Here is a 20,316-nt window from a genome sequence, read left to right as displayed (position 1 = left end):
GATGGTGCTGACTCGAACCCGGGTGGTGAGCGGCATGGCGGCGGTGCTCGCCGCCGCGCTCGTGTTGTTCCTCTGGCCGCGCGAGGAGCCGGGCGTGAAGGACGCCGTCACCCGGCGCATCATCGCGATGACGCGCTCGGCGGAGGAGAAGGACGTGGGCGGGGTGATGGAGGGCGTGTCCGAGCGCTTCAAGACGAAGGAAGGCTGGAGCAAGCAGGACGTGCGCGGAATCCTGGCCGCGCAGGTGCTGCGGGGCCAGTGGGTCCGCATCTTCACCACCGACATCGACGTGCACGAGGTGTCGCCCACGCAGGGTGACTTCCAGGCGCGCTTCATCTTCGGCCGCTCGGAGGCGGACAAGCTGGAGGACCTGGCGAAGGACAGCGTCCTCAACGCCTACGCCATCGAGGGCACCTTCGAGAAGGAAGAGGATGGCGAGTGGCGCGTGGTGAAGGCGAAGCAGCGCCAGTTGGACCCCTCGGAGCTGCTCTAACGCGTCACCGCTTCGGGTGACTGCTGCTGGAAGAGCGGCCCTGCCTCCGTGAGCCAGGCCTTGGCCATGGCGGGCTGGCCGCTGGTCTCCAGGCGCTTCTTGATGTCGTTGGCGCGCGTGGCCAGCTGCTCCACGGGCGCGCCCTGGGCGCGGGCGCGCACGAGTGAGAAGTAGTGCTGCTGGCACCCGGAGGCGAACTCGCCCTGGGCGAAGAGCAGCTCGCCCAGCGCCGCGTACGCCTCCGGCATGCTGCCCGCGCCCGTCTCCGGAGCCACGGCGGTGAGCAGCGACTTCGCGCCGTCGAAGTCCTTGCGTGCGAGCAGCAGCGCGCCCTTGGCGTACTGCGCCCGCGCCAGCCCCACGCCGCGCGCCGAGAGCGCCTTGTCGTAGGCCGCGAGCGCGTCGTCCTGACGGCCGGCCGCCTCCATCACGCCGCCGCGCGTGAGCCAGTACCGGTCGTCCTTGTCCAACGCGGGCAGCTCCTTGCCGTCCGCCGTCCGCACCTTCACCTCGCGGAAGGTCTTCTCGTAGGCGTCCAGCATGGCCAGCGCGCCCTCGCCGTCGCCCTGGGCCTGGAGCAGCCGCGCGCCCTCCAGCGTCAGGAGCGGCGCGGTGGGCCGCTTCGCCGCCGCCGCCTCGAAGGCCTGGCGGGCGTCCGGGGCGCGCTTCACCGCGAGCGCACGGCCCCGGGTGAAGAGGGCGTAGTGCTCGTCCGGCCAGGCCTTGAGCGCCGCGTCCACGTGGGTGAGCGCCTCGTCCGGGGAGCCCTTCGCCAGGGAGACTTCCGCCTGGGCCACCGCCATGCGGGCCTGGAGCGCGGGCGTCAGCTCCTTGCCGCGCGAGCGCACCTCCTCCAGCAACGCCGTCACGCCGTCCGGAGGCCGCCCCGCGTACAGCTGCGCCAGGGCGGACGTCACCCGCGACAGCAGGTGGTCCGGGTTCGCGGTGGTGGCGCGCGCGAAGGCCTCCACGGCCTGGGGGAACATCCCCTCGTCGAGCAGCGCTTCACCGTAGGCCACGGAGAAGCGCGGATCCTTCCAGGCCCCTTCCGCCGCGCGCGCGAAGGCCTGGCGGGCCTCCGAGAGGTGCCCCTCCTTCTGCAGCAGCCGCGCCTGGGCCAGCGTCAGCCGGGGGCTGTTGGCGCCCTGGGACTTGAGCTCCTCCAGCAGCTTGTGCGCCTCCGCCGTCTGCCCCGAGCCCACGAGCAGCAGCGCCCGGGCGCCGTAGCGCTCACCGGAGCGCGAGCCCAGCGTCTCCGCGCGCTCCAACTGTTCGCGCGCCTTCGCTTCCGCGCCGGGCTGGTGGTGGGTGAGCCACAGCTCCGCCTGGAGGTCCGCGGCCAGCGCCCGCGCGTCGCGCGAGTCCGGCGCGAGCGCGAAGAGGGCCTCCAGGTTCTGCTGCGCCATGGCCAGGTCGCTGGGGTTGCCCTTCAGCACGGCGGAGCGCGCCGTGCGCAGGTGGGCGTCCACCTCCTGGCGCACCTGCCCCTGGTGCACGTACCAGGCGACACCCGCGGCGAGCAGCGCGGCGACGGCGCCAATCTGGGCCAGGGCGCTGCCCAGTCCCTCGCGACGCTTCCAGTCACCGCGGCCCGACGTTTCCATGGGGGTGGCCTCACGCGCAAAGATTGAAGATTTTCAGACAGTTATGCGAAGTAGGACGGGCATGGACAGATAGGTCCGGCCCCCTGGGGTGTCAACGGGTGGGGGCAGCACGCACGCGGGGGCGGCACGCCCCGGAGGCACGTCATGGCCGTCTACACGACACTTCCCCCCGAGGCCTTCACCCACGTGGCGGAAGTCTGGGGCCTGGGGGCGGTGCGCTCCATCACGCCGATTCCCCAGGGATCCATCAACACCAACCACCGGCTGGAGACGGACTCAGGCCGCGTCTTCGTGCGCCACACGACGGTGCGCTCGCCGGACGACCTGCGCTTCGAGGCGTCCCTGTTGGAGCACCTGTCCCAAGCGCACTTCCCCGCGCCGGTGCTGCTGGTGCCTCCGGGGCCCACGCCCTTCCTGGAGCTGCACGGCGGGCGGATCAGCGTCTTCAAGTGGCTGGCCGGCGAGGAGTACACCCGCGACCGCCTCACGCCGGAGGTGCTGGAGCGCCTCGGCGCCGAGCTGGGCAAGCTGCACCGGGTGACGCAGTCCTTCGGGGGCACGCGCGCGAACCCCTACGGCCCTGGCGTGGTGAAGGGCTGGCTGGAAGGCCTGTCCCAGCGGCCGGAGCCGGAGCTCGTCTCGGTGGCGACGGAGCTGGAGCGGTACCTCTCTCGCGTGGAAGCCGAGCGCCAGGGACTGGAGCCCCGGGGCGTCATCCACTCGGACCTCTTCCTGGACAACGTGAAGTGGCTGGGCGACCGCGTGGGCGCCTTCTTCGACTTCGAGATGGCCTGCGTGGACGCGTACGCGCTGGACGTGGCCGTCACCCTCAACGCGTGGTGCTTCGAGGGGGCCTACCAGCCGGAGCGGTGCCAGGCGCTGCTGCGCGGCTACCAGGACGCGCGGCCGCTGTCGGACGTGGAGAAGCGGGCGCTGTACGGCCACGCCCTCTACGGCGCGGTGCGCTTCACCACCAGCCGCATCCGCGACTACCACCTGTCCCCGCTGGGCGCGGACAAGCTCGCGCCCAAGGACTTCCGCACCTACCTGTCCCGCGCGCGGGCCCTGGATGACATGGGCCCGGACGGGCTGAGGGCGCTCGTGGGCGCCTGAGGGGAAGGCAGGTGGCTAGATGCCGGAGAGGATCTTCCAGTCGCCGCCGACCTTCTGGAACACCATCTGCTCCAGCTCCGAGTCCTGCTGGGGCCGGGCGTTGAGGCCGGGCATGCGCCAGGACGCGTTCCAGTAGTAGATGGCGAGCGCGACGTCGTCCTCGCGGAACTCCACGCGGCGGATGTTGAAGTCCACCTTGGGGTTCTGCAGCTTCTGGAAGAGGGACCGGAGGTGGGACTCGAGGTTGGCGGCGGTGAGGTCGTCAGACGGGTCGTCCGGGGTGCCGCCGTCGTCGCGGAACTTCGGGGACACCAGCGCCTGGATGGCCTTCGCGTCGCGGGCCTCCAGGGCGGCGCGATACTTCTCCATCACGGAGAGGATGGCGCGGGTTTCACCGGTGTCTTCCAGCTCCGTGCCGGGGATGCGCTTCGGGGCGCATGCGGCCAGGAAGAAGACGGCGCAGAGGGCGAGGAAGCGGTTGTGCATGGCGGGGCCTTATGGGTTCAACCGCATTTGTGTCAACCCATTCCCCGGCCCCGCCGCCCTCCGTGCGCTTTGACTATTTGGCGCGGATGACTTCAGCGATGAAGCGGTTGAGCACGGGCAGCTCGCCGTCGAGGATCTTGAGGCCCTCCGTCTTGATGAGCGGCTCGGCAATCATCGCCACCGGCTTGAGCAGGAAGGGCACCTTGAGCGACAGCTCGCCCTCCATCTTGCGCTCCGTCTGGCCATTGCCCAGGTCGCGCAGCTTCAGCACGCCCGAGTTCACCAGCATCTTGGAGATGGTGTGGGACGTGGGCGTGTTGGTGAACGTGAGCTGCTTGGTGCGCTTGTCGTAGGTGGACGTCTCGATGAAGGCGAACCACTCCGGCGACACCTTCTTGGGGCCCACGGAGGAGATGACGGGCTTGGGGCGGTAGCGCACCTTGCGGTGAACGCGGTCACCGTCGACGCGCACCTCCTGGGGCTGCAACTCCAGCAGCACGCCGTGGTGCTGGAGGAGGTACGGAAAGTAGCGCTCGTCCAAGAGCGCGCGCTCCACTTCGTCCACCGTCCCCTGGATGTACTGCGTCTTCTCGAAGTGCATGCCCCATCCACCTTTCCGTCGATGCGTGAGTCGTCTCTGCGCAGGGGCCCGCGTCTAGCGGAAAGCCTGACGCGGCACCAGGGGCCCGCGATAGGCCGTCTGCTCGAAGTCACAACGGGCCTGCCACTCGGAGGCCGACGCACGGAAGGCGGCCCCGTAGTCCGGCAGTGCGCCCATTTCATGCCGCACGGCGCCGCAGTCGCCCGCCAGGTAGGCGGCCTCGATTCGCAGCCGCGTGGCTTCCCGGCGGATGGCCTCCGGGAGGGTGGTGTCCGAAAGAGCGCGCTGGAGCTGTTCGCCCGCGAGCGCCGGGGCCCCCACCTGATGCAGCCGCCGCCCCAGCAGGTAGCGCAGCCATGGATCCATCGGCGAAGCGAGGAGGGCTCGGTCCAGCAGCAAGAGGCGCAGCTCCTCCTGCGGCGCGCGGAAGTACGCCTCGATGGGCGCGCGGCGCGACGGCGTCTCCAGCGCGGCCAGCTTCACCTGGGCGGTGCGCGTGAGCTCCGGCCCCGGATCCAACGCGAGCGCGGCCTGGAGGAAGGCGCGCGAACCCTCCACGTCCTCCAGGTGGAGGGCCACGTCGGCGCGGGCCACGGCCACCTCCGCGGCGAGCGCGGGCCGGTCCTTCACCTGGTCCGCGAGCGTGGCCAGCACCTTCGCCGCGTCGGGCCCGCGCTCCAGGGCGTCCAGGGCCACGGCCTGGCCCAGCTGGTAGGACGGCTCCTCCGGCTGGAGCCGGGCGGCGCGCTGGTAGCGCTGGAGCGCGTCCTGCGGGTCGCTGGCGAGCGATTCGCGGGCGGAGTCCGACAGGCGGGCCACCTCGCGGGCGCAGGCGCGGGTGAAGAGGCTGCCGGTGCGGAAGCGGGCGAAGGCGCGCGCGAGCGCGGACGCGTCCAGGGGCAGCGCGTCCAGGGTGCGCTCCCACTCGGTGACGAGCTCGTCCAGGGGGCGGCCGTAGGCTTCGTTGAAGTCCGCGTGCGCGTAGACGGCGCGCAGCCGGTCCGCGCCGTAGGTGTCCGCCAGGTAGCGCAGGAACGAACCCGCCACGGTGTACGCGCGCGCCGGGGCGGATTGGTAGAAGCCCTTGGGCCCCATGAGGTCGCGCATGTCCGGGGCCAGTCCCTGCCGGCGCATGCCCGCGGCCCACTGGTGCAGGGTGAGCTCGCCCTGGACGGGGTCGTCCGCGGCCACCGCGAGCCCTTCAATCACGCCCATCAACGGCCACACGCCCAGCCGGGTGGTGACGCGGAAGAAGCCGGAGCCCGCGGGGCCTGCCATCACGTGTGCCAGCTCATGGTGCAGCGTGGAGTGGGGGAAGGGCTTGTCCTGGATGTGCAGCTCCGTGCGCCAGGGCTTGGCGAACTGGGTGCGGCCGGCGCCCACCAGCCGCTGCTTCTCCTCCTCGGTGCGGTAGAGCCACACTCGCACGCGCTCCGTGGGGGCCACGCCCAGGAAGCCCGACGTCTGGGTGAAGCGGAACTCCAGGTCGCGGGCCATGCGGTCCACGTCCTGGCGCGCCTTGCCGCGCGGGTAGTGCAGGACGAAGTGCTCCGTCTCCCGCACGCCGCCCAGCTGCTCGGAGAGGTACGTGTCGCTCATCCGCAGGCCCAGCTGCGGCGCGCGGGACTCCAGCCAGAGGATGCCCAGGACACAGGGGAGCACCAGGCCCAGCAGTCCACCGGGGCGCGCGCCCTTCAGCGTCAGGCGCCCGGTGCGCACGTCCAGCAGCGCCATGGCGAGCCCCGCGAAGACCCCCACCCACAGGAGCGTCTCCAGGCGGAACCAGCCCAGCGCGGCCGTCATCTGGAGGGCCTCGTCGTAGAGCGGGCCGGGCAGGTGGCCCAGGAAGATGTTGAAGGCGAACACCTGGGGCCCGAAGACGATGGGCCACACCGTCACCGCCAGTGAGGCGAGGAGGAGCAGGGCGTACAGGCCCGCCGCGCCCCGGGGCCGGGCCGTCGCGAAGCCCAGGAGCACGCCCGCCGCGGAGGCCACCAGGGCGGAGGGGATGGTGAGCAGGGGGTAGAAGCCCGCCAGTTCGAAGGGGTCGCACGCGGTGCGAAGCCGGGCGAAGAGCAGGGCGCACACGAAGGGGGGGACGAGCACCCCCAGGTTCAGGACGGCGCTGGCGCCCAGGGCGCGGCCCACGGCGGTTCCGGGCAGGGCGGACGCTTCCACCCGGGCGGGCAGGGGGGCGGCGCCCGTGAGGATGCGGCGCTCCTGGGCGGCGGCGGCGATGCCTGTCCCCCCTCCGAGCAGGCCGACGGCGATGGACAGGGCCAGGCCCAGTTCGAAGCCGGGGACCCCGAAAAGGGGGAGGAGGACGAGGGCCGACCCCCCACCGCCGAGCAGCAGCACGGTGGCCAGGACGGCTGGACGGCCCAACAGTGCACGGGCACGGGGGAGGACTTGCCGCATGGCGTCCCCTATACTCCCCGGCCGCATGTCCGAACAGAAGAGCGGATCCGAACTGCGCACCCACGGTCGTGCGCCCATCGAGCTGAAGGTCGACTACAAGAAGCTCAATTCGTTCTTCGCTGACTACACGAAGAACATCAGCAAGGGCGGCACGTTCATCAAGACGAAGAAGCCGCTGCCCATTGGCACGCGCTTCCTCTTCAAGCTGACGGTGCCGCACCGAGAGGCACCTTTCGAACTACTGGGCGAAGTCGTCTGGTCCAAGGCCGACGCGGAGGAGCCCGGCATGGGCATCCGCTTCATCTACAGCAGCGAGTCCCAGCGCGTGGACTTCGAGACGCTGGTGGAGCGGCTCATGTCGGACAGCCTGGGCTCCGAGCTGACCGAGAAGCTGCTCAACAAGCCCCTGCATCCCCAGCATCCATGAAGATGCGCCTCACGTTCGTCCTGGCGGCGCTGGCCTTCGCGGGCGGCGCGTGTCAGGAAGCGCCCGCCGCGCCTCCGAAGCCCGCCGCGCCCGCTCCGGCGCGTCCCCGGTCCAAGGACGTGTCGGCGGAGGACTACGTGATGCCGACCCTGCCGCGTGCGCACGTGCGGCTGAAGGATGCCTACGGTGGTGTGCACCGCGTGGAGGTGGAGGTGGCCGCCACGGGCGAGTCGCGCACGCGCGGGCTCATGTGGCGCAAGGTGCTGTCGGCCGGGCAGGGCATGCTCTTCATCTTCCCGGATGAAGAGGTGCGCGGCTTCTGGATGCGCAACACGCTCATCCCGTTGGACATGTTGTTCATCACGTCCGAGGGCCGCGTCGTGGGCATCATCGAGAACGCGGAGCCGCGCACGCTGACGAACCGCACGGTGGGCATCCCCAGTCAGTACGTGCTGGAGGTGCCGGGCGGCTGGTGCCAGAAGAACGGCATCGTCCGCGGCGGCACGGCGGAGTTCGAGGGCGTCAGCACCATTCCCATCATGCCGTGACGCAAAGGGGGCCGGTGATGCGCGTTTGTCGCGCGCCCGGTTTGCCCGTGATGAAGAAGTGACGCGCTGCTCAAGGTAGCGCCACGCTGCCTCCGCAGGATTCGCGCCGCGCGTCGAAGCGCGCGCCACCTTCTGGAGGATGCACTGCATGGCTTCTCGTCTTTTGAGCCGCGCCACTGGCGCGATGCTCCTGCTTGGCACCGCGACGTGGGTGGGTTGCGAGGGAGACTCGGGTCCCGCGGGCGCGGATGGCCCCAAGGGCCAGGACGGAAAGGATGGCGCCCAGGGACCGGCGGGTGAGCCGGGCACTCCGGGCCCTGGCACCCAGGGACAGCCGGGGCCTGGTGCCACGGCGCGCGCGCCGGGCGTGGAGTCCAGCACGCCGCTGTCGTCCGTCATCGCCGTGACGTTCCGGGGGGACCTGGGCACGGGCGCGACCAACGTGGCGGAGTACGTGAAGGCGCGCGTGGAGCAGGTCGTCACGGGGAAGCTGCCCTCGCCGCTGGTGTTCCCGCTGTCATCCGCGTCCACGGACACGGTGCGTTCGGTGCCGGGGCTGTATCCGACCACGGTCATCAAGTGGATGGATCCGCTGGCCTTCGCGAAGGGCGGTGCGCGCTTCGGCGCGAACGTGGACTACATCGCCTTCTTCGGGGACGGCTGGTCGCAGGACGGACGCGCGCCGCAGTACCACGGGCAGGCCGCGGCCGGCTGGATGTGGATCAACCACGAGTACATCTCCGGCACGAAGCCGCGCGTGGGCACGGCGCCCATCGGCCAGCACCTGGACTTCGCGCGCTTCCTGCGCAACACGGGCTCGCTCTCCAACACGGTGGCGGACGGCACGCAGTGGCAGGCGGACGCGCTCGTCTCCTACAACCGCGAATGGAAGAAGCAGGTGGGCGGCACCTGGATGCGCGTGGTGCAGGACCCCGCGACGGGCGGCTGGGCGGTGGACCGCAACGCGGCCAACGTGCGCTACGACGCCTCCAGCGCCACCCTGGCGAAGGTGGTGGGTGTGACGCTCTCCGGCGAGGAGCATGACGACTCCGGCCTGGCGCTGGTGGCGGGCGTGGTGCCCGGCACGCACTCCAACTGCTCCGGTGGCCAGACGCCTTGGGGCACGGTCATCGTCGGCGAGGAGAACGTCCAGGGCGTCTATGGCGATCCGGAGGCCGCGCTGTGGACGGGGAAGAACGACTGGATTCCAGCGGCGCCGGGCTTCTCGCCGGGGGCTCCGCTCGCGCCTGATTTCTCCGCGCCGGCGGAGGGCGACATGATCAGCGGGGACCGCGACTCCACACACCTGAAGGATGGCTACGGCTACCTGACGGAGGTGGATCCGGGCCAGCCGGCGGACCTCTGGTACGGCAAGGACGCGGAGAAGCCGGGCGCGGGTCACCGCAAGCTGGGCGTGATGGGCCGCGCGCACTGGGAGAACGCCACCTTCGTGGTGGGCGCGGACTGGAAGCTGCTCGCGAACCAGCCCGTGGTCATCTACGGCGGCGATGACCGGCGCGGCGGACGCATCTTCAAGTTCGTGTCGCAGGGCCGGTACACGCCGGGGATGACGAAGGCGCAGGTGCGCGCGCTGCTGGACGTGGGCACGCTCTACGCGGCGCACTTCGCGGGCCTGGACAACGCGACGGGCGACACGCTGGTGGGCGGGGTTGTGCCCACGGACGCGGTGCCGGGCCACGGCCGGTGGATCCAGCTGGGCATGGACAGCACGGACCTGGCGCCGAACGGTGCGGCCTTCGGCCAGCCAACGCTCCAGGTGGGCGCGGCGCTGCGTGACGCGAACCACAACGCGATGGGCGGCTTCGTCAACGACGACCAGGTGCGCAAGCTCTTGTGGACGGCGGCGAACAAGGTGGGCGTGATGGAGCTCAACCGCCCCGAGGACACGGAGTGGAACCCGAAGGACCCCAGCGGCACGCCGCTGCTCTACGTGGCCTTCACCGAGCACGGTGACCCCACGGCGTTGGATCAACAGGGCCGGGTGGCCACCGCCGAGTTGAAGGACGGCGCGTGGGTGAAGAAGGATCGCGGCGCGCAGGACAACCGCGCGGTGGACAAGGTGGGCTCCCTCTTCGCCATCCGTGAGGCGGATCCGGCGGCGCCCGCGGGTTCGAAGACGTTCGACTTCTTCCGAGTGTGGAAGGGAGAGGCGGCGGCCACCAGCGCGGCGCCTGAGTTCGCGGCAGCCAAGCCGGACAACCTGGTCATCGACCGCGAGGGCGGCGTGTGGTTCGGCACGGACGGCAACTTCGGGGTCAACAAGGTCGCGGACGGCATCTTCTACCTGGACCAGGCGCCCGCGCACCGTGAGAGCCCGTACTTCCGCAAGGCGTTCCGAGTGCTCTCCATGCCGAGCGACGCGGAGGCCACAGGCCCGGCGTTCAACGCGGACATGACCAGCCTGTTCGTCAGCGTCCAGCACCCGGGCGAGGACAGCTTCAGCGTCTGGCCGTAGTCGTCGTTCCTTTCGATGGTCGACGAAGACGGAGCCTGACGCATGCGTTCATCCGTGCTCGATGGGGTGCGAGGCCCCGTCTTCATCGTCCTGACGTTGGGGGCCTTCGCCGCGGCGGCGGGCGTGTGGCGTTTGCGCACGCCCGCCGAGGTGGATGCTCCGTTTGATCCGCTCGCGCACGCCCTGGAGGCGGGGAGCCGGGTGGCCAACCGCGAGGCCCCGGTTCCGTCCATGTGTTACACGAAGACGGCCGGGGTCTCGAACCCATGCTGGACGTGTCACACGGGCGGCGTTGGCAACAACGTGATGGCGGACGACTCGCTCCAGGCGGAGTACGCCTTCAGCGACGTGGGGCTGACGAACCACTGGACGAACCTCTTCACGGACCGGACGCGCGCGATGGCGTCCATCACCGATGACGAGGTGCTCGAGTACATCCGCGAGGACAACTACACGCCGCTGCGCGCCGCGCTCCTGGGGCGCGCGGGCGGCTACAAGGGCTGGGTTCCGGACCTGGACCTGACGCAGGGCTTCGACGCGGAGGGCTTCGCGAGGGACGGCAGTGGCTGGCGGGCCGTGCGCTACAAACCGTTCCTGGGAACGTTCTGGCCCACCAACGGCAGCACGGACGATGTCTACGTCCGGCTCCCGGAGTCCTTCCAGAAGGATGCGCGCGGGCAGCCGTCGCGCGAGGTGTATCGCTTCAACCTCGCGGTGTTGGAGGCCGCGATGACGGTGGACCCGGACCTCCTGGACGTGAAGGGTGCGAGCCGCCGCGTGGAGCCGGTGGACGAGCGCGTGGGGAACATGGACCTGGATGGTGACGGCGTCCTGTCCCCGAGCGTGGATCGAGTGCGCGGGTTGCCAGCGCATTACGCGGGGAGCGCGGCGGACGTGAAGGTGCGGCGGTACACGTACCCGAAGGGCACGGAGTTCCTGCACACCGTGCGCTACGTGGATCCGGACGCGCCCTCGCTGCTGTCCACGCGGCTGAAGGAGCTGCGCTATTCGCGCAAGGACGAGGAGCCGGCGGACGACCGCGTGCGGAACTTCTACGCGGAGGAGCAGGAGAAGAAGGTGCGCGGCCGGCTGCCCGCGTTTCCTGGCACGCCGGAGTTGGGGCTGATCAACGAATTCGGCTGGCGCCTGCAGGGCTTCATCGAGGATGCGAAGGGACGGCTGCGCCTCCAGACCCTGGAAGAGCACGCCTACTGCATGGGCTGCCACACGAATCTGGGCGTGACGGTGGACCAGACCTTCGCGTTCCCCCGCAAGGTGCCGGGGCTCGAAGGCTGGCGGATCCAGGATCTGCGAGACCTGCCGGACGTGCCGCAGGCAGGCCACACCGCGCCAGAAACCGCGACGTACTTCGAGCGCGTGCAGGGCGGCGATGAGTTCCGTGCGAACGAAGAGTTGCTCGCGCGCTTCTTCCCGAACGGAGTGCTGGACCTGCCAGCGGTCAGGCGCGCGGCGTCGGGAGGAGACCGCGACCTCGCGTGGTTGGTGACGCCGTCACGGGAGAGGGCGCTTCAACTCGACAAGGCCTACCAGGCGCTGGTGCGGGAGCAGGCATTCGCGCTGGGACGGGACACGCTGCTCGCACCGCCCGCGAACGTGCACAGCGCCGTGGAGAACGGCTCCACCGAATTGGAGGCCACGGGTCGCCTCTACACCGACGGCCGGTTGCACCTCACCTGGGAGTAGGACGCGGTGCACGCGAAGCGGTCTGTCGCACAGCGTCGGGACCGGCCAGCGATTCGCCGCACCGCGTCCAGGAGCGACGATCACCCGCCCAAGCAATCCAGAGTGCCCGCCGTCCGCCGGACGCGGCAAAACCTGTCGGACAGTCGGACAAGTTTCCGCAGCACGGGTGGCGCCGAGGCCCTTGGCCCGGTCCGCCCAAGCTGTCGGACAGTCGGACAGCTTTCCGTGGGGCGAGCGGAGGGGCCGGGCCCCGGCCATGACCTTCAATACCTGTCGGACAGTCGGACAGGTTTTTGCTGCTCGGGTCGGAGGCGGCCTCGGCTCCTGGTCACGGACTTCCAATCCTGTCGGACGGTCGGACAGGTTTCCGGCGCCCAAGTGGCCGCCGCCATCGGCCCGGTCCGCCCAACCTGTCGGACAGTCGGACAGGTTTCCGCCGCGCGGCTGGACCAGGTGGCCCTCTCGCCACGGTGCATCCAAACTTGTCGGACAGTCGGACAGAGGTTTCCGCTACGCGAATGGGGCGGCGGGCCCCATCGCCGGTCCTCCCAACTTGTCGGACAGTCGGACAGGTTCGTGCGGGGGCCGCTGGCGGGGAGTCCCGGCGGGGCCGGGGCATCTCCGTAGGCCGACAGCGTGCCGTGCCGTTTCGGTGGGCTCGGACGGACGACCGCGCCTCACTCGGGACGTGAGGCGCGTGCCGGCTACTTCACCGCGCCCGGCTGGAACAGGAACGTGCTCGTGTGCGTCTGCGCGGAGACGGCCTTCACTCGCTTGCGCAGGGCCGCGGCGACGGCGGACAGCTCCGCGGGGTGGGGGTTGGCGGACAACCCCTGATGGTCCACCGCCGCGAGGCTCAGCGTCACCGGCACCGTGTTGCCTGCCGCGTCCTTGGCCGTGAAGCCGCCGCGCCGCAGGTCCTCCGGACCGTAGAGCGGCACCTTCTCCGCGTCGAAGCGCTGGCAGAGCGTGCGCAACACCTCCGGCGCCACCGCGTCCGGACACACGAGCACGAAGTCGTCGCCGCCCACGTGGCCCAGGTTCGAGCCTTCCGGTAGCAGGTGCAGGCACTCCGACAGCACGCTCGCCGTGTAGCGGATCACCCGGTCGCCCTGGAGGAATCCGTAGCGGTCGTTGTACGCCTCGAAGTGATCCAGGTCCGCGTAGATGACCGTGAACGCACTGCCCTGGAGCGCGGCGCGGATCCACCGTTCGATCATCCGGCTGCCGGGCAAATCGGTGAGCGGATGCGCGCCCGTCGCCGCGTGCTGCTCCAGGTCCGAGGCCCGCGCGATGAGCTGCTTCATCGTCACCGTGCCCAGGAAATGGCCCTTCGCGTCCGTCACCACCACCGGGTCGTAGACGGACTCGGGCGGACGGCGCATCGCCATGCGCGCCAGCGCCGTGATGGCCGTCGCGTCCTCCACCACCATCGGCGCCTCGCGCGGCTCGTCCGGAAGCGCGGACTCCGTGCTGGCGGCGGTTCCCCCGAAGCGCGCGTAGAAGCTCCGCCGCGTCACCACCGCGTGCGGCTGCTCGCCGTCCAGCAGCACGACGTGGTCCTCGCCCGGCGTGCGGCGAAAGAGCCGGTCCAGCTCCACCGCCTGCGCCGTCACCGGCGCGCACGGCGGGCGGATGATCATGCTGCCCACCGTCTCGTCATCTTCGTGCTCGCGGTGGTGCAGGGCGCGAATGGCTTCGCGGCAACGCTCCGCGAAGTCCGCTCCCGGCCGCTGCGGCGAGCTCACGGGCCGTGCCAGCAGGTAGCCCTGCGCGTGCCGGATGCCCAGGCGCAGCAGGACCGCCAGCTCGTTCCACGTCTCCACGCCCTCGGCGATGAGCACCGCGTCCACGCGCTGGGCGAACGCCACCAGCGACTTCACCAGGTGCTGCCGGTACGTGTGCAGGTGGATGTCCCGCACCAGCGCCTGATCCAACTTGATGAAGTCCGGCGCGCTGTGCACCAGAGTCACCAGACCCGAGTGCCCCGCGCCGAAGTCGTCCAGCGCGATGCCGAAGCCCTGCTCCGAATACCGCCGCGCGAGCATGCGCAGCTGCTCCGTGTCCTCGAACGTGCTGCGCTCGGTGATCTCCAGCACCAGCTGCTGGGGACTCAGGCCGTGCTGACGCAGCAGCTCCAGCGTGGACGCGCCGCCAAAGCGCTCGTCGCTCAACACGTCCGGACTGACGTTGAAGAAGAACGGTCCGCGCCGCTGCGCTTCCGGCAGCGTGGCGATGCGACGCACCGCCGCGGTCCAGCATGCGCGCTCCAACTCGTAGGTGAAGCCCTCCACCCGCGCGCGGTTGAACAGCTCGTTGGGGGACTCCACCGGGCCCAGGCCTCGCGACAGCACCTCGTGGCCGAGGACTTCGCCGCTGAGCAGATCGACGATGGGCTGGAAGACGGTGGCGACCCTTGGCTCGTCACCGTTCCAGAGCCAGGGCGGAGGTGGTGCGGGCTTGCTGGGGGAGGGCAGGCTCATGGCTCCCGAAATGTACCGCGCTCTGGCTCAAGCTTCAGTCCCCCCCGACCACTCGGCAGGGCCAACATCGAAAACGGACGCTTGCCACGGACGTCCCCCAGGGCCCGGGGCGGGAGGGCCCCGTGAGCCTCCCCAGGTCCTATTCCCCTTGAATCCGCTGGATTTCCGGCACCTTGGCGCCCTCGGACGCGTCCGGCCCCGGATCCACAGGGGGCACCGGGGCCACGTTCGCCGCCGCCACCTGGGTCAGCGTGACCTGGGCCGCGACCGCGTCCATCGCCTGGCCTTCCTCTCCCTGGGCGGTCGAGAGGGCTCGGAACCGGCGGGCCAGCGAGGCCAGCTCCGCCGCCTTCAGCTGGGCCTGACCGCTGCGCAAGGACAGGAGCGCCACGCGCGCACGCTCCAGCAGGGCCACCTCCGCGCGCAGCCTCGCGAGGATTCGCTCGCGCCGCTGACGCATGTCTCCCAGCCGCTCCACCTCCTCCGCCAGCGACGCCGCCGCGGCCTCCAACTGCCGGCGCGCCACCACGTCCGTGCTCGCGCGAGCGCTGCGCTCCAGGCTCTCGCGCTCCGCCTGCAACTCCGCGGCGGCGCGCTCCTCCAGCTGCGCTTCCACGCCAGCCCACTCGGACGCCAGCTCCACCGCGCCCCTGGTGATCCGCGCCAGCGTGCGGGCCAGCTCCTCGCGCGCGGGCTCGCGGGGCAGCTTCGCCAGGGACTGACCGCATTGACGGTAGAGGGACAGCGCGCGTTCGGACAGCGTGTGGAAGTCACCGGAGAGCTGGGGCAGCAGCTCCTCCGCGCGCGCCTCCACCGGATCCGCCGTCAGCCCCAGGTGCGCGGCGATGGCGCCCAGCCCCACGAAGAGCCCCACGATGCCGCCCACCACCGCCGCCGCCAGCAGCGTGGGCGTGGCCACGGACGCCAGCCGCACCGACAGGATGTTCGCCACCACGCCACCCGCCAGCGTGAGCCCCGCGCCCAGCACGGCGCCCAGGCCGTAGTGCACGAGCGTGGGGCGGGCCTCCGCGACCTGTCCCTCCTCGCCCAGGTCGTTGAGGCGGGAGCGCACCAGCAGGGCACCCGCGGCCGCGCCACTCGTGGCCACCGTCCACGCGGGCGACAGGCCCAGCCCATAGGGCATCGCGACGAGCAGCAACCCCAGGCCACTCAAGAGGCCCCGGTCCCACCGGTCGCCTCGCGCGCACGCCAGCACCACCGCCGCGGGTACCAGCCACGTCAGCGGCATCGGCATGCCCACGCGGAAGGACAGCCACTGCACCAGCCCCGCTCCGGCGCCTGCCGCCAACGCGCGCGTGACGGTGTGCTCGAAGGCTTCGCGGTGGTGGAATTGCAACACGGCGGCATTCATCGGGACACCCCGGGAACGGCCCCCAAGGGCCGGGAATGTCTCTTCGAACGCGCGGCTCGCGAAAAGGGTCTACGCCTTCGGACGCGAAATGGGTCCCGGCTTGCCCTTCGTCACGCGGAGGTAGTCCGCCGGGGCGAGGACAATCTGCGTCCCGCGCACCCCGGCCGACACGGCGACTTCATCGAACAGCTCCAGCGTCTCATCCACGAAGACGGGGTAGTCCTTCTTGCCCCCCAGCGCGGTGACGCCGCCCCGGATGTAGCCGGTGAGCGGCTGCAATTCCTTGAGGGGGATGGTGTCCACCTTGCGGTCGCCGGACAGCCGCGCCAGGGCCTTCAAATCCAGCTCCGCGTTGCCCGGCACCACCGCCATCAACACGCCGGTGCGGTCGCCCTTGGCCACCAGCGTCTTGAAGACCTGCTCCGCGGGCATGCCCACCTTGGCCGCCACCGTCTCCGCGGAGAGGTCGTCCGGATCCACGTCGTAGTCGCGCAACGTGTACGCGATGCCGAGCGAATCCAGGAGCCGGGCGGCGTTCGTCTTCATGGGCGTTACATCCCCAGGGCCGTGGCGGCGGCCTTCACGCGCTGGAGCGCGTCCTCGGGCGAACTTCCCACCGCGGACAGGTGGCCCATCTTGCGACCCTTGCGCGCGTCGCGCTTGCCGTACAGGTGCAGCCGGACGCCGGGCAGCGCCAGCGCCTGCGCGAACCTGGGGCCGCCCTCCTGCCGCCACAGGTCGCCCAGCAGGTTCACGATGGCCGCGGGGCGCACTACTTCCACCGAGCCCAGGGGCAGGTTGCACACCGCGCGCACGGCCTGCTCGAACTGGCTCGTCAGGCACGCCACTTCCGTCGAGTGGAAGCTGTTGTGCGGCCGGGGCGCCACCTCGTTGACGAGCAGCGACCCGTCACCCAGCAGGAACATCTCCACCACCAGGAGCCCCTCCACCTTCAGCCCGGCGGTGATGTCGCGCGCCACCTGCGACGCCTGCGTCAGCACGGCCTGGGGCAGCGGACCCGGCAACAGCGACCACGCGAGGATGCGCTCCTCGTGGTGGTTGAACGCGGGCGGGTACACCGCGAGCTGCCCATCCGGCCCGCGCGCCACCAGCACGGACAGCTCCGCCTTCAGGTCCAGCGCGGCCTCCGCCACCACGGAGCGCTCGCCCAGCTCCTTCCACGCGGCGCCCGCCTCGGAGGCGGACTTCACCTCGTACTGGCCGCGCCCGTCGTAGCCACCCTCGCTGGACTTGATGAAGCACTTGCCGCCCAGCGCGGTGATGGCCGCGGCCAGCTCCGCCTCCGAGTGCGCCTCGCGCCACGGGCCCAGCGGGAAGCCGCCCTTCGCGAGCCAGGCCTTCTGCCGGCCGCGGTGCTGCACCACCTCCAGCACGGAGGCGCCGGGCCGCATGGGCGCGTGACGCGACACCGCGTTGAGCGTGGACAGCGAGACCTTTTCAATCTCCAGCGTCACCACGTCGCACTGGCGCGCCAGGTCCTCGGCCGCCGTCGTGTCGGAGAAGGACGCGGTGAGGCAGCGGTCCACCACGGAGCGGGACGGGCACGCCGAGTCCGGATCCAACGCCTGCACCTGGTAGCCCAGCGTGCGCGCCGCGAGCGCCATCATGCGCCCCAGCTGGCCGCCGCCCAGGATGCCCAGCGTTCCGCCCGGCAGCACCATGGGGCCGCTCATCCCGCCACCTCGCGCTGCGCCAGCACTTCATCCGTGCGGGCCTTGCGCCAGGCGGCCAGCCGCTCGCGCAGCTCCGGGTACTTCAGCGCCAGGATGGCCGCCGCGTGCAGCGCCGCGTTGGCGGCCCCCGGCTTGCCAATGGCCTGCGTGCCCACCGGGACGCCCTTGGGCATCTGCACGATGGAGAGCAGCGCGTCGAAGCCGGACAGCACCGTGGTGGGCATGGGCACGCCCAGCACCGGCAGCAGCGTCTTGCTGGACACCATGCCGGGCAGGTGCGCCGCGCCGCCCGCCGCGGCGATGATGACGGACAGCCCGCGCGACTCCGCGCTGGACGCGTACTCCATCATCCAGTCCGGCGTGCGGTGCGCGGAGACGATGCGCACCTCGTGCGGGATGCGCAGCTCGGCGAGGATGTCGATCGCCGGTTGCAGGTGCTCCAGGTCGCTCTTGCCGCCCATGATGACCCCGACCCACGGGGTGCTCGCGCTCGCCGCCATGCTTGTCCGCGCCTCCAGTGCGCCCTGCTTCCAGGGGGTGAAGCCTGGAAGAACGCGGAGATAGGGCCACGCGATTCCGGAGGTCAACCGCGAAGATGTGACGTCGCGATGGCGGGCGGGCAGGGAGGCGGGCGATGCCCCCCTGCATGCCCCTCGAAGCTCCGGAGTCTCAGTACGTCGAGCCCATGCGCCCGAAGCTCTTGAGCGCCTTCACCTTGCTGTTCTTCACGGCGGCCTTCTGGGCTTCATAGGAATCCGCGTCGTCGTATTCCTGCATCGCGCGGGTCTGCTCGGCCTGATCCGCCGCCACCGCCGCCGCGCCCGCCACCACGCCCGCCTCCTCGAAGAGGGCCTGGTTCTGGGAGAGGTAGCCCTTGGCTTCCGCCTTCTTGCCCTGGCTCATGGCCTCCGCGGCCTTCTGGAGGTTCTGCGCGCTGCGGGCCCGGGCCGCGTACACCGTGGCCTCCTTGTCCTGGCGCTGGACGACCTCCTCCAGCACGTTGGTGGCCACCGCGGCCAGCATGGACTGGTCCTCCACGTTCTTCTGCACGAGCAGGTCCGTGTACGCGACCTTCAGCCCCGCCACCTGCACGGACTGGCCCGGCGTGGTGCCCGTCACGTGCAGCCGCGCCACCACGCGCTCCGTCTGGCCCGCGGAGAAGTCCGGCAGCGCCACGCGCACGGTGTTTCCGGCCTGGTGCGCGCGGTAGCCCAGCACCTCGCCCAGCGTCGTGCCCGGGGGCAGTTCGAAGGACAGCTCCACGTTGCGCGCCACCGCGGTGGTGGCCTGCTGCAGGTCGCGCTGGAAGAGGGTGGACAGCTTGCTCGCGTCCTCCAGGAAGCCGTACGCACCGGCGCCGTACTCCGCGAAGGCCTGCATCAGGTCCTCGTTGAAGTCCGTGCCCACGCCAATGGAGCTCACCGTGATGCCGGAGGCGCGGATCTCCTTCACCACGTTCTTGAGGCCCTCCTCGTCGGACACGCCCTCGGTGGGCTGGCCGTCGCTCATCAGGATGAGGCGGTTCACCGTGGCCGTCCCGCCCATGGCGGACGCCAGCTGCGTGCGGCCCACGGACAGGCCCGCGCTGATGTTGGTGCCGCCGTCATCCCAGATGCCGTCGATGAACTGGAGCATCCGCTCGCGGTTGCCCGCGGTGGCCGGCAGGGACGGCAGGCTCTTCACGTCGCTGCCGTAGTGCACGATGGCCAGCCGGTCCTCGTCGCGCAGCAGCGTCACCAGGTGCCGCGCGGCCTGCTTCGCCTGCTGGAGCTTGTAGCCGCTCATGGACCCGGACCGGTCGATGACCACCGCCAGGTTCACCGGGCTGCGCTTCGCCCCGGGCACCTCCGCGCCGGTGAGGTCCACCGTCACGTACGTCTCCGAAGGGCCCACCGGCACGTACGGGTGCGACAGCCGGCTCGTCACCTGGAGGCTGCCCGTGGACACGCGCGGCCCCGGCGGCGGGACGGGCGGAGGGGGCGTGGGCGACGTCACGACGACGTGCGGCGTGGGCGGCTGGCCGCCCCCGCGGGGCATGCCCAGCACCAGCGCGGTGAGGGCAAGGCCACCAGCCAGGGCGAGGAACAGGACCGTACGATTCATGGCAGGGCTCCAAAGGCGTTTGAAACGCGGGCCCTGCCTTTACGAACGGGGAGCGCGAAAAGGTCTAACCCTTTCGCGCGAGGCGACTGTTCAGTGGGCTGTTCAGCCCGGACTTCAGTTGCCCTGGGCCGCCGGGACGGCGCCCGCGCAGAAGTAGGGCGAGTTGTTCTCGCCGAAGGTGCGCCGGTAGAAGGACTCGTCCGAGATCTTGATGGCGTCCAGCGTGTCCTGGTCCAGGAGCAGGGGACGGCACGTCATGCGCTCCTTGAGGCCCGGCTCCACGTCATCCACGGTGCGGGTGATCTCGCAGCCCGTCGTGGTGCCCTGCACGCACTCCTTGCTGCAGTAGCCCAGGGCGAACGCCTCCGGGTTGTCGCTGCGGGGGCTCTGGTCGTCACGGACGCAGACGAGGTCCTCGCAGTCCAGCGAACCGAAGGAGATGAAGTCCTGATCCACGGCGATGTCCTTCTCCTGGATCTCCACGAACTTGCGGCCCTGCTCCTCCCGCTCCTGGTCCGTGGCCCTGCGCACCAGTTGGCACGGCTTGCCCAGCTCGGTGGTGACGTCGCAGCCTCCCAGCATCAGGGCGGCGGACAGGAAGAGCGCGGTTCGCACGAACATCTTTCAGACCTCTAGGAAGGATGGAAACAGGGCGCGTGGGGGATGACGACGCCCGGAACCCGGGAACGGTAGCACACCGCTTCTTCGCGCCAACCCCTGACCCGCGGGGCGTGAGCACAGTGGAATTGTGAAGGGATACGAGAGGAATACAGAGGAGGCAGGCGCATTCTGCT

The 20,316-nt window shown here is 70.7% G+C and carries 17 protein-coding genes; 6 read left to right on the top strand and 11 right to left on the bottom strand.

Going from position 1 to position 20,316, the window contains the following annotated elements; all coding sequences use genetic code 11:
* The first annotated feature begins 1 nt into the window (after window position 1).
* Window positions 2-493, top strand: coding sequence for a hypothetical protein (locus GTZ93_RS24290; RefSeq protein ID WP_139920263.1), 492 nt, complete (start codon window positions 2-4; stop codon window positions 491-493).
* Here GTZ93_RS24290 and GTZ93_RS24285 read toward each other — a convergent pair.
* Complete coding sequence (locus tag GTZ93_RS24285) at window positions 490-2,097, bottom strand: tetratricopeptide repeat protein (RefSeq protein ID WP_120580041.1); 1,608 nt, start codon at window positions 2,095-2,097, stop codon at window positions 490-492. The genes GTZ93_RS24290 and GTZ93_RS24285 overlap by 4 nt on opposite strands.
* 144 nt (window positions 2,098-2,241) lie before the next feature.
* On the opposite strand from GTZ93_RS24285, the gene GTZ93_RS24280 reads away from it, so the two are divergent.
* Window positions 2,242-3,210, top strand: coding sequence for a homoserine kinase (locus GTZ93_RS24280; protein ID WP_139920265.1), 969 nt, complete (start codon window positions 2,242-2,244; stop codon window positions 3,208-3,210).
* 15 nt (window positions 3,211-3,225) lie between these two features.
* On the opposite strand, the gene GTZ93_RS24275 is transcribed toward GTZ93_RS24280, so the two are convergent.
* The 3 genes from GTZ93_RS24275 to GTZ93_RS24265 all read right to left on the bottom strand — a co-directional run bounded on the left by GTZ93_RS24275 (window position 3,226) and on the right by GTZ93_RS24265 (window position 6,715).
* Window positions 3,226-3,696: a nuclear transport factor 2 family protein gene (locus tag GTZ93_RS24275; protein ID WP_139920267.1), complete on the bottom strand. Its 471-nt coding sequence runs from the start codon at window positions 3,694-3,696 to the stop codon at window positions 3,226-3,228.
* 73 nt (window positions 3,697-3,769) lie between these two features.
* Window positions 3,770-4,297 (bottom strand): SRPBCC family protein, encoded by a 528-nt coding sequence (locus GTZ93_RS24270; protein ID WP_139920269.1) that lies wholly within the window; start codon window positions 4,295-4,297, stop codon window positions 3,770-3,772.
* 54 nt (window positions 4,298-4,351) lie between these two features.
* Window positions 4,352-6,715 carry a hypothetical protein gene (locus tag GTZ93_RS24265; protein WP_180946117.1) on the bottom strand — a complete coding sequence of 788 codons (2,364 nt, stop codon included), beginning with the start codon at window positions 6,713-6,715 and terminating at the stop codon, window positions 4,352-4,354.
* Window positions 6,716-6,740: 25 nt separating this feature from the next.
* On the opposite strand from GTZ93_RS24265, the gene GTZ93_RS24260 reads away from it, so the two are divergent.
* From GTZ93_RS24260 to GTZ93_RS24245, 4 genes are all read left to right on the top strand, one after another.
* Window positions 6,741-7,142: a TIGR02266 family protein gene (locus GTZ93_RS24260; protein ID WP_043321926.1), complete on the top strand. Its 402-nt coding sequence runs from the start codon at window positions 6,741-6,743 to the stop codon at window positions 7,140-7,142.
* Window positions 7,139-7,690 carry a DUF192 domain-containing protein gene (locus GTZ93_RS24255; RefSeq protein WP_180946118.1) on the top strand — a complete coding sequence of 184 codons (552 nt, stop codon included), beginning with the start codon at window positions 7,139-7,141 and terminating at the stop codon, window positions 7,688-7,690. The genes GTZ93_RS24260 and GTZ93_RS24255 overlap by 4 nt, the downstream gene beginning before the upstream one ends.
* Window positions 7,691-7,838: 148 nt before the next feature.
* Entirely contained in the window at window positions 7,839-10,166 is a 2,328-nt protein-coding gene (locus tag GTZ93_RS24250; RefSeq protein WP_161663022.1) for an alkaline phosphatase PhoX, read from the top strand.
* Between the two features lie 42 nt (window positions 10,167-10,208).
* Window positions 10,209-11,870 carry a hypothetical protein gene (locus GTZ93_RS24245; RefSeq protein ID WP_139920275.1) on the top strand — a complete coding sequence of 554 codons (1,662 nt, stop codon included), beginning with the start codon at window positions 10,209-10,211 and terminating at the stop codon, window positions 11,868-11,870.
* A gap of 704 nt (window positions 11,871-12,574) precedes the next feature.
* Here GTZ93_RS24245 and GTZ93_RS24240 read toward each other — a convergent pair.
* The 7 genes from GTZ93_RS24240 to cglC form a co-directional block, all read right to left on the bottom strand.
* Complete coding sequence (locus tag GTZ93_RS24240; RefSeq protein WP_139921438.1) at window positions 12,575-14,353, bottom strand: GGDEF domain-containing protein; 1,779 nt, start codon at window positions 14,351-14,353, stop codon at window positions 12,575-12,577.
* A 139-nt stretch (window positions 14,354-14,492) separates the two neighbouring features.
* Window positions 14,493-15,725: a hypothetical protein gene (locus tag GTZ93_RS24235; RefSeq protein ID WP_139921440.1), complete on the bottom strand. Its 1,233-nt coding sequence runs from the start codon at window positions 15,723-15,725 to the stop codon at window positions 14,493-14,495.
* 69 nt (window positions 15,726-15,794) lie between these two features.
* Window positions 15,795-16,271 carry a Cys-tRNA(Pro) deacylase gene (ybaK, locus tag GTZ93_RS24230; RefSeq protein WP_120581269.1) on the bottom strand — a complete coding sequence of 159 codons (477 nt, stop codon included), beginning with the start codon at window positions 16,269-16,271 and terminating at the stop codon, window positions 15,795-15,797.
* 5 nt (window positions 16,272-16,276) lie between these two features.
* Window positions 16,277-17,419 (bottom strand): 5-(carboxyamino)imidazole ribonucleotide synthase, encoded by a 1,143-nt coding sequence (gene purK / locus GTZ93_RS24225; RefSeq protein WP_139921442.1) that lies wholly within the window; start codon window positions 17,417-17,419, stop codon window positions 16,277-16,279.
* Window positions 17,416-17,919, bottom strand: coding sequence for a 5-(carboxyamino)imidazole ribonucleotide mutase (purE, locus tag GTZ93_RS24220; protein ID WP_180946146.1), 504 nt, complete (start codon window positions 17,917-17,919; stop codon window positions 17,416-17,418). The genes purK and purE overlap by 4 nt, the downstream gene beginning before the upstream one ends.
* A 169-nt stretch (window positions 17,920-18,088) precedes the next feature.
* Complete coding sequence (locus GTZ93_RS24215; RefSeq protein WP_121759953.1) at window positions 18,089-19,522, bottom strand: vWA domain-containing protein; 1,434 nt, start codon at window positions 19,520-19,522, stop codon at window positions 18,089-18,091.
* Window positions 19,523-19,636: 114 nt separating this feature from the next.
* Window positions 19,637-20,143: an adventurous gliding motility lipoprotein CglC gene (gene cglC, locus GTZ93_RS24210; RefSeq protein ID WP_139921444.1), complete on the bottom strand. Its 507-nt coding sequence runs from the start codon at window positions 20,141-20,143 to the stop codon at window positions 19,637-19,639.
* Between the last annotated feature and the right edge of the window lie 173 nt (window positions 20,144-20,316).

The sequence above is a fragment of the Corallococcus exiguus genome (assembly GCF_009909105.1).
Taxonomy (GTDB): domain Bacteria; phylum Myxococcota; class Myxococcia; order Myxococcales; family Myxococcaceae; genus Corallococcus; species Corallococcus exiguus.
The sequence above is the reverse complement of the archived record's forward strand: the minus strand, read 5'-3'. Positions and strand labels throughout refer to the sequence as shown.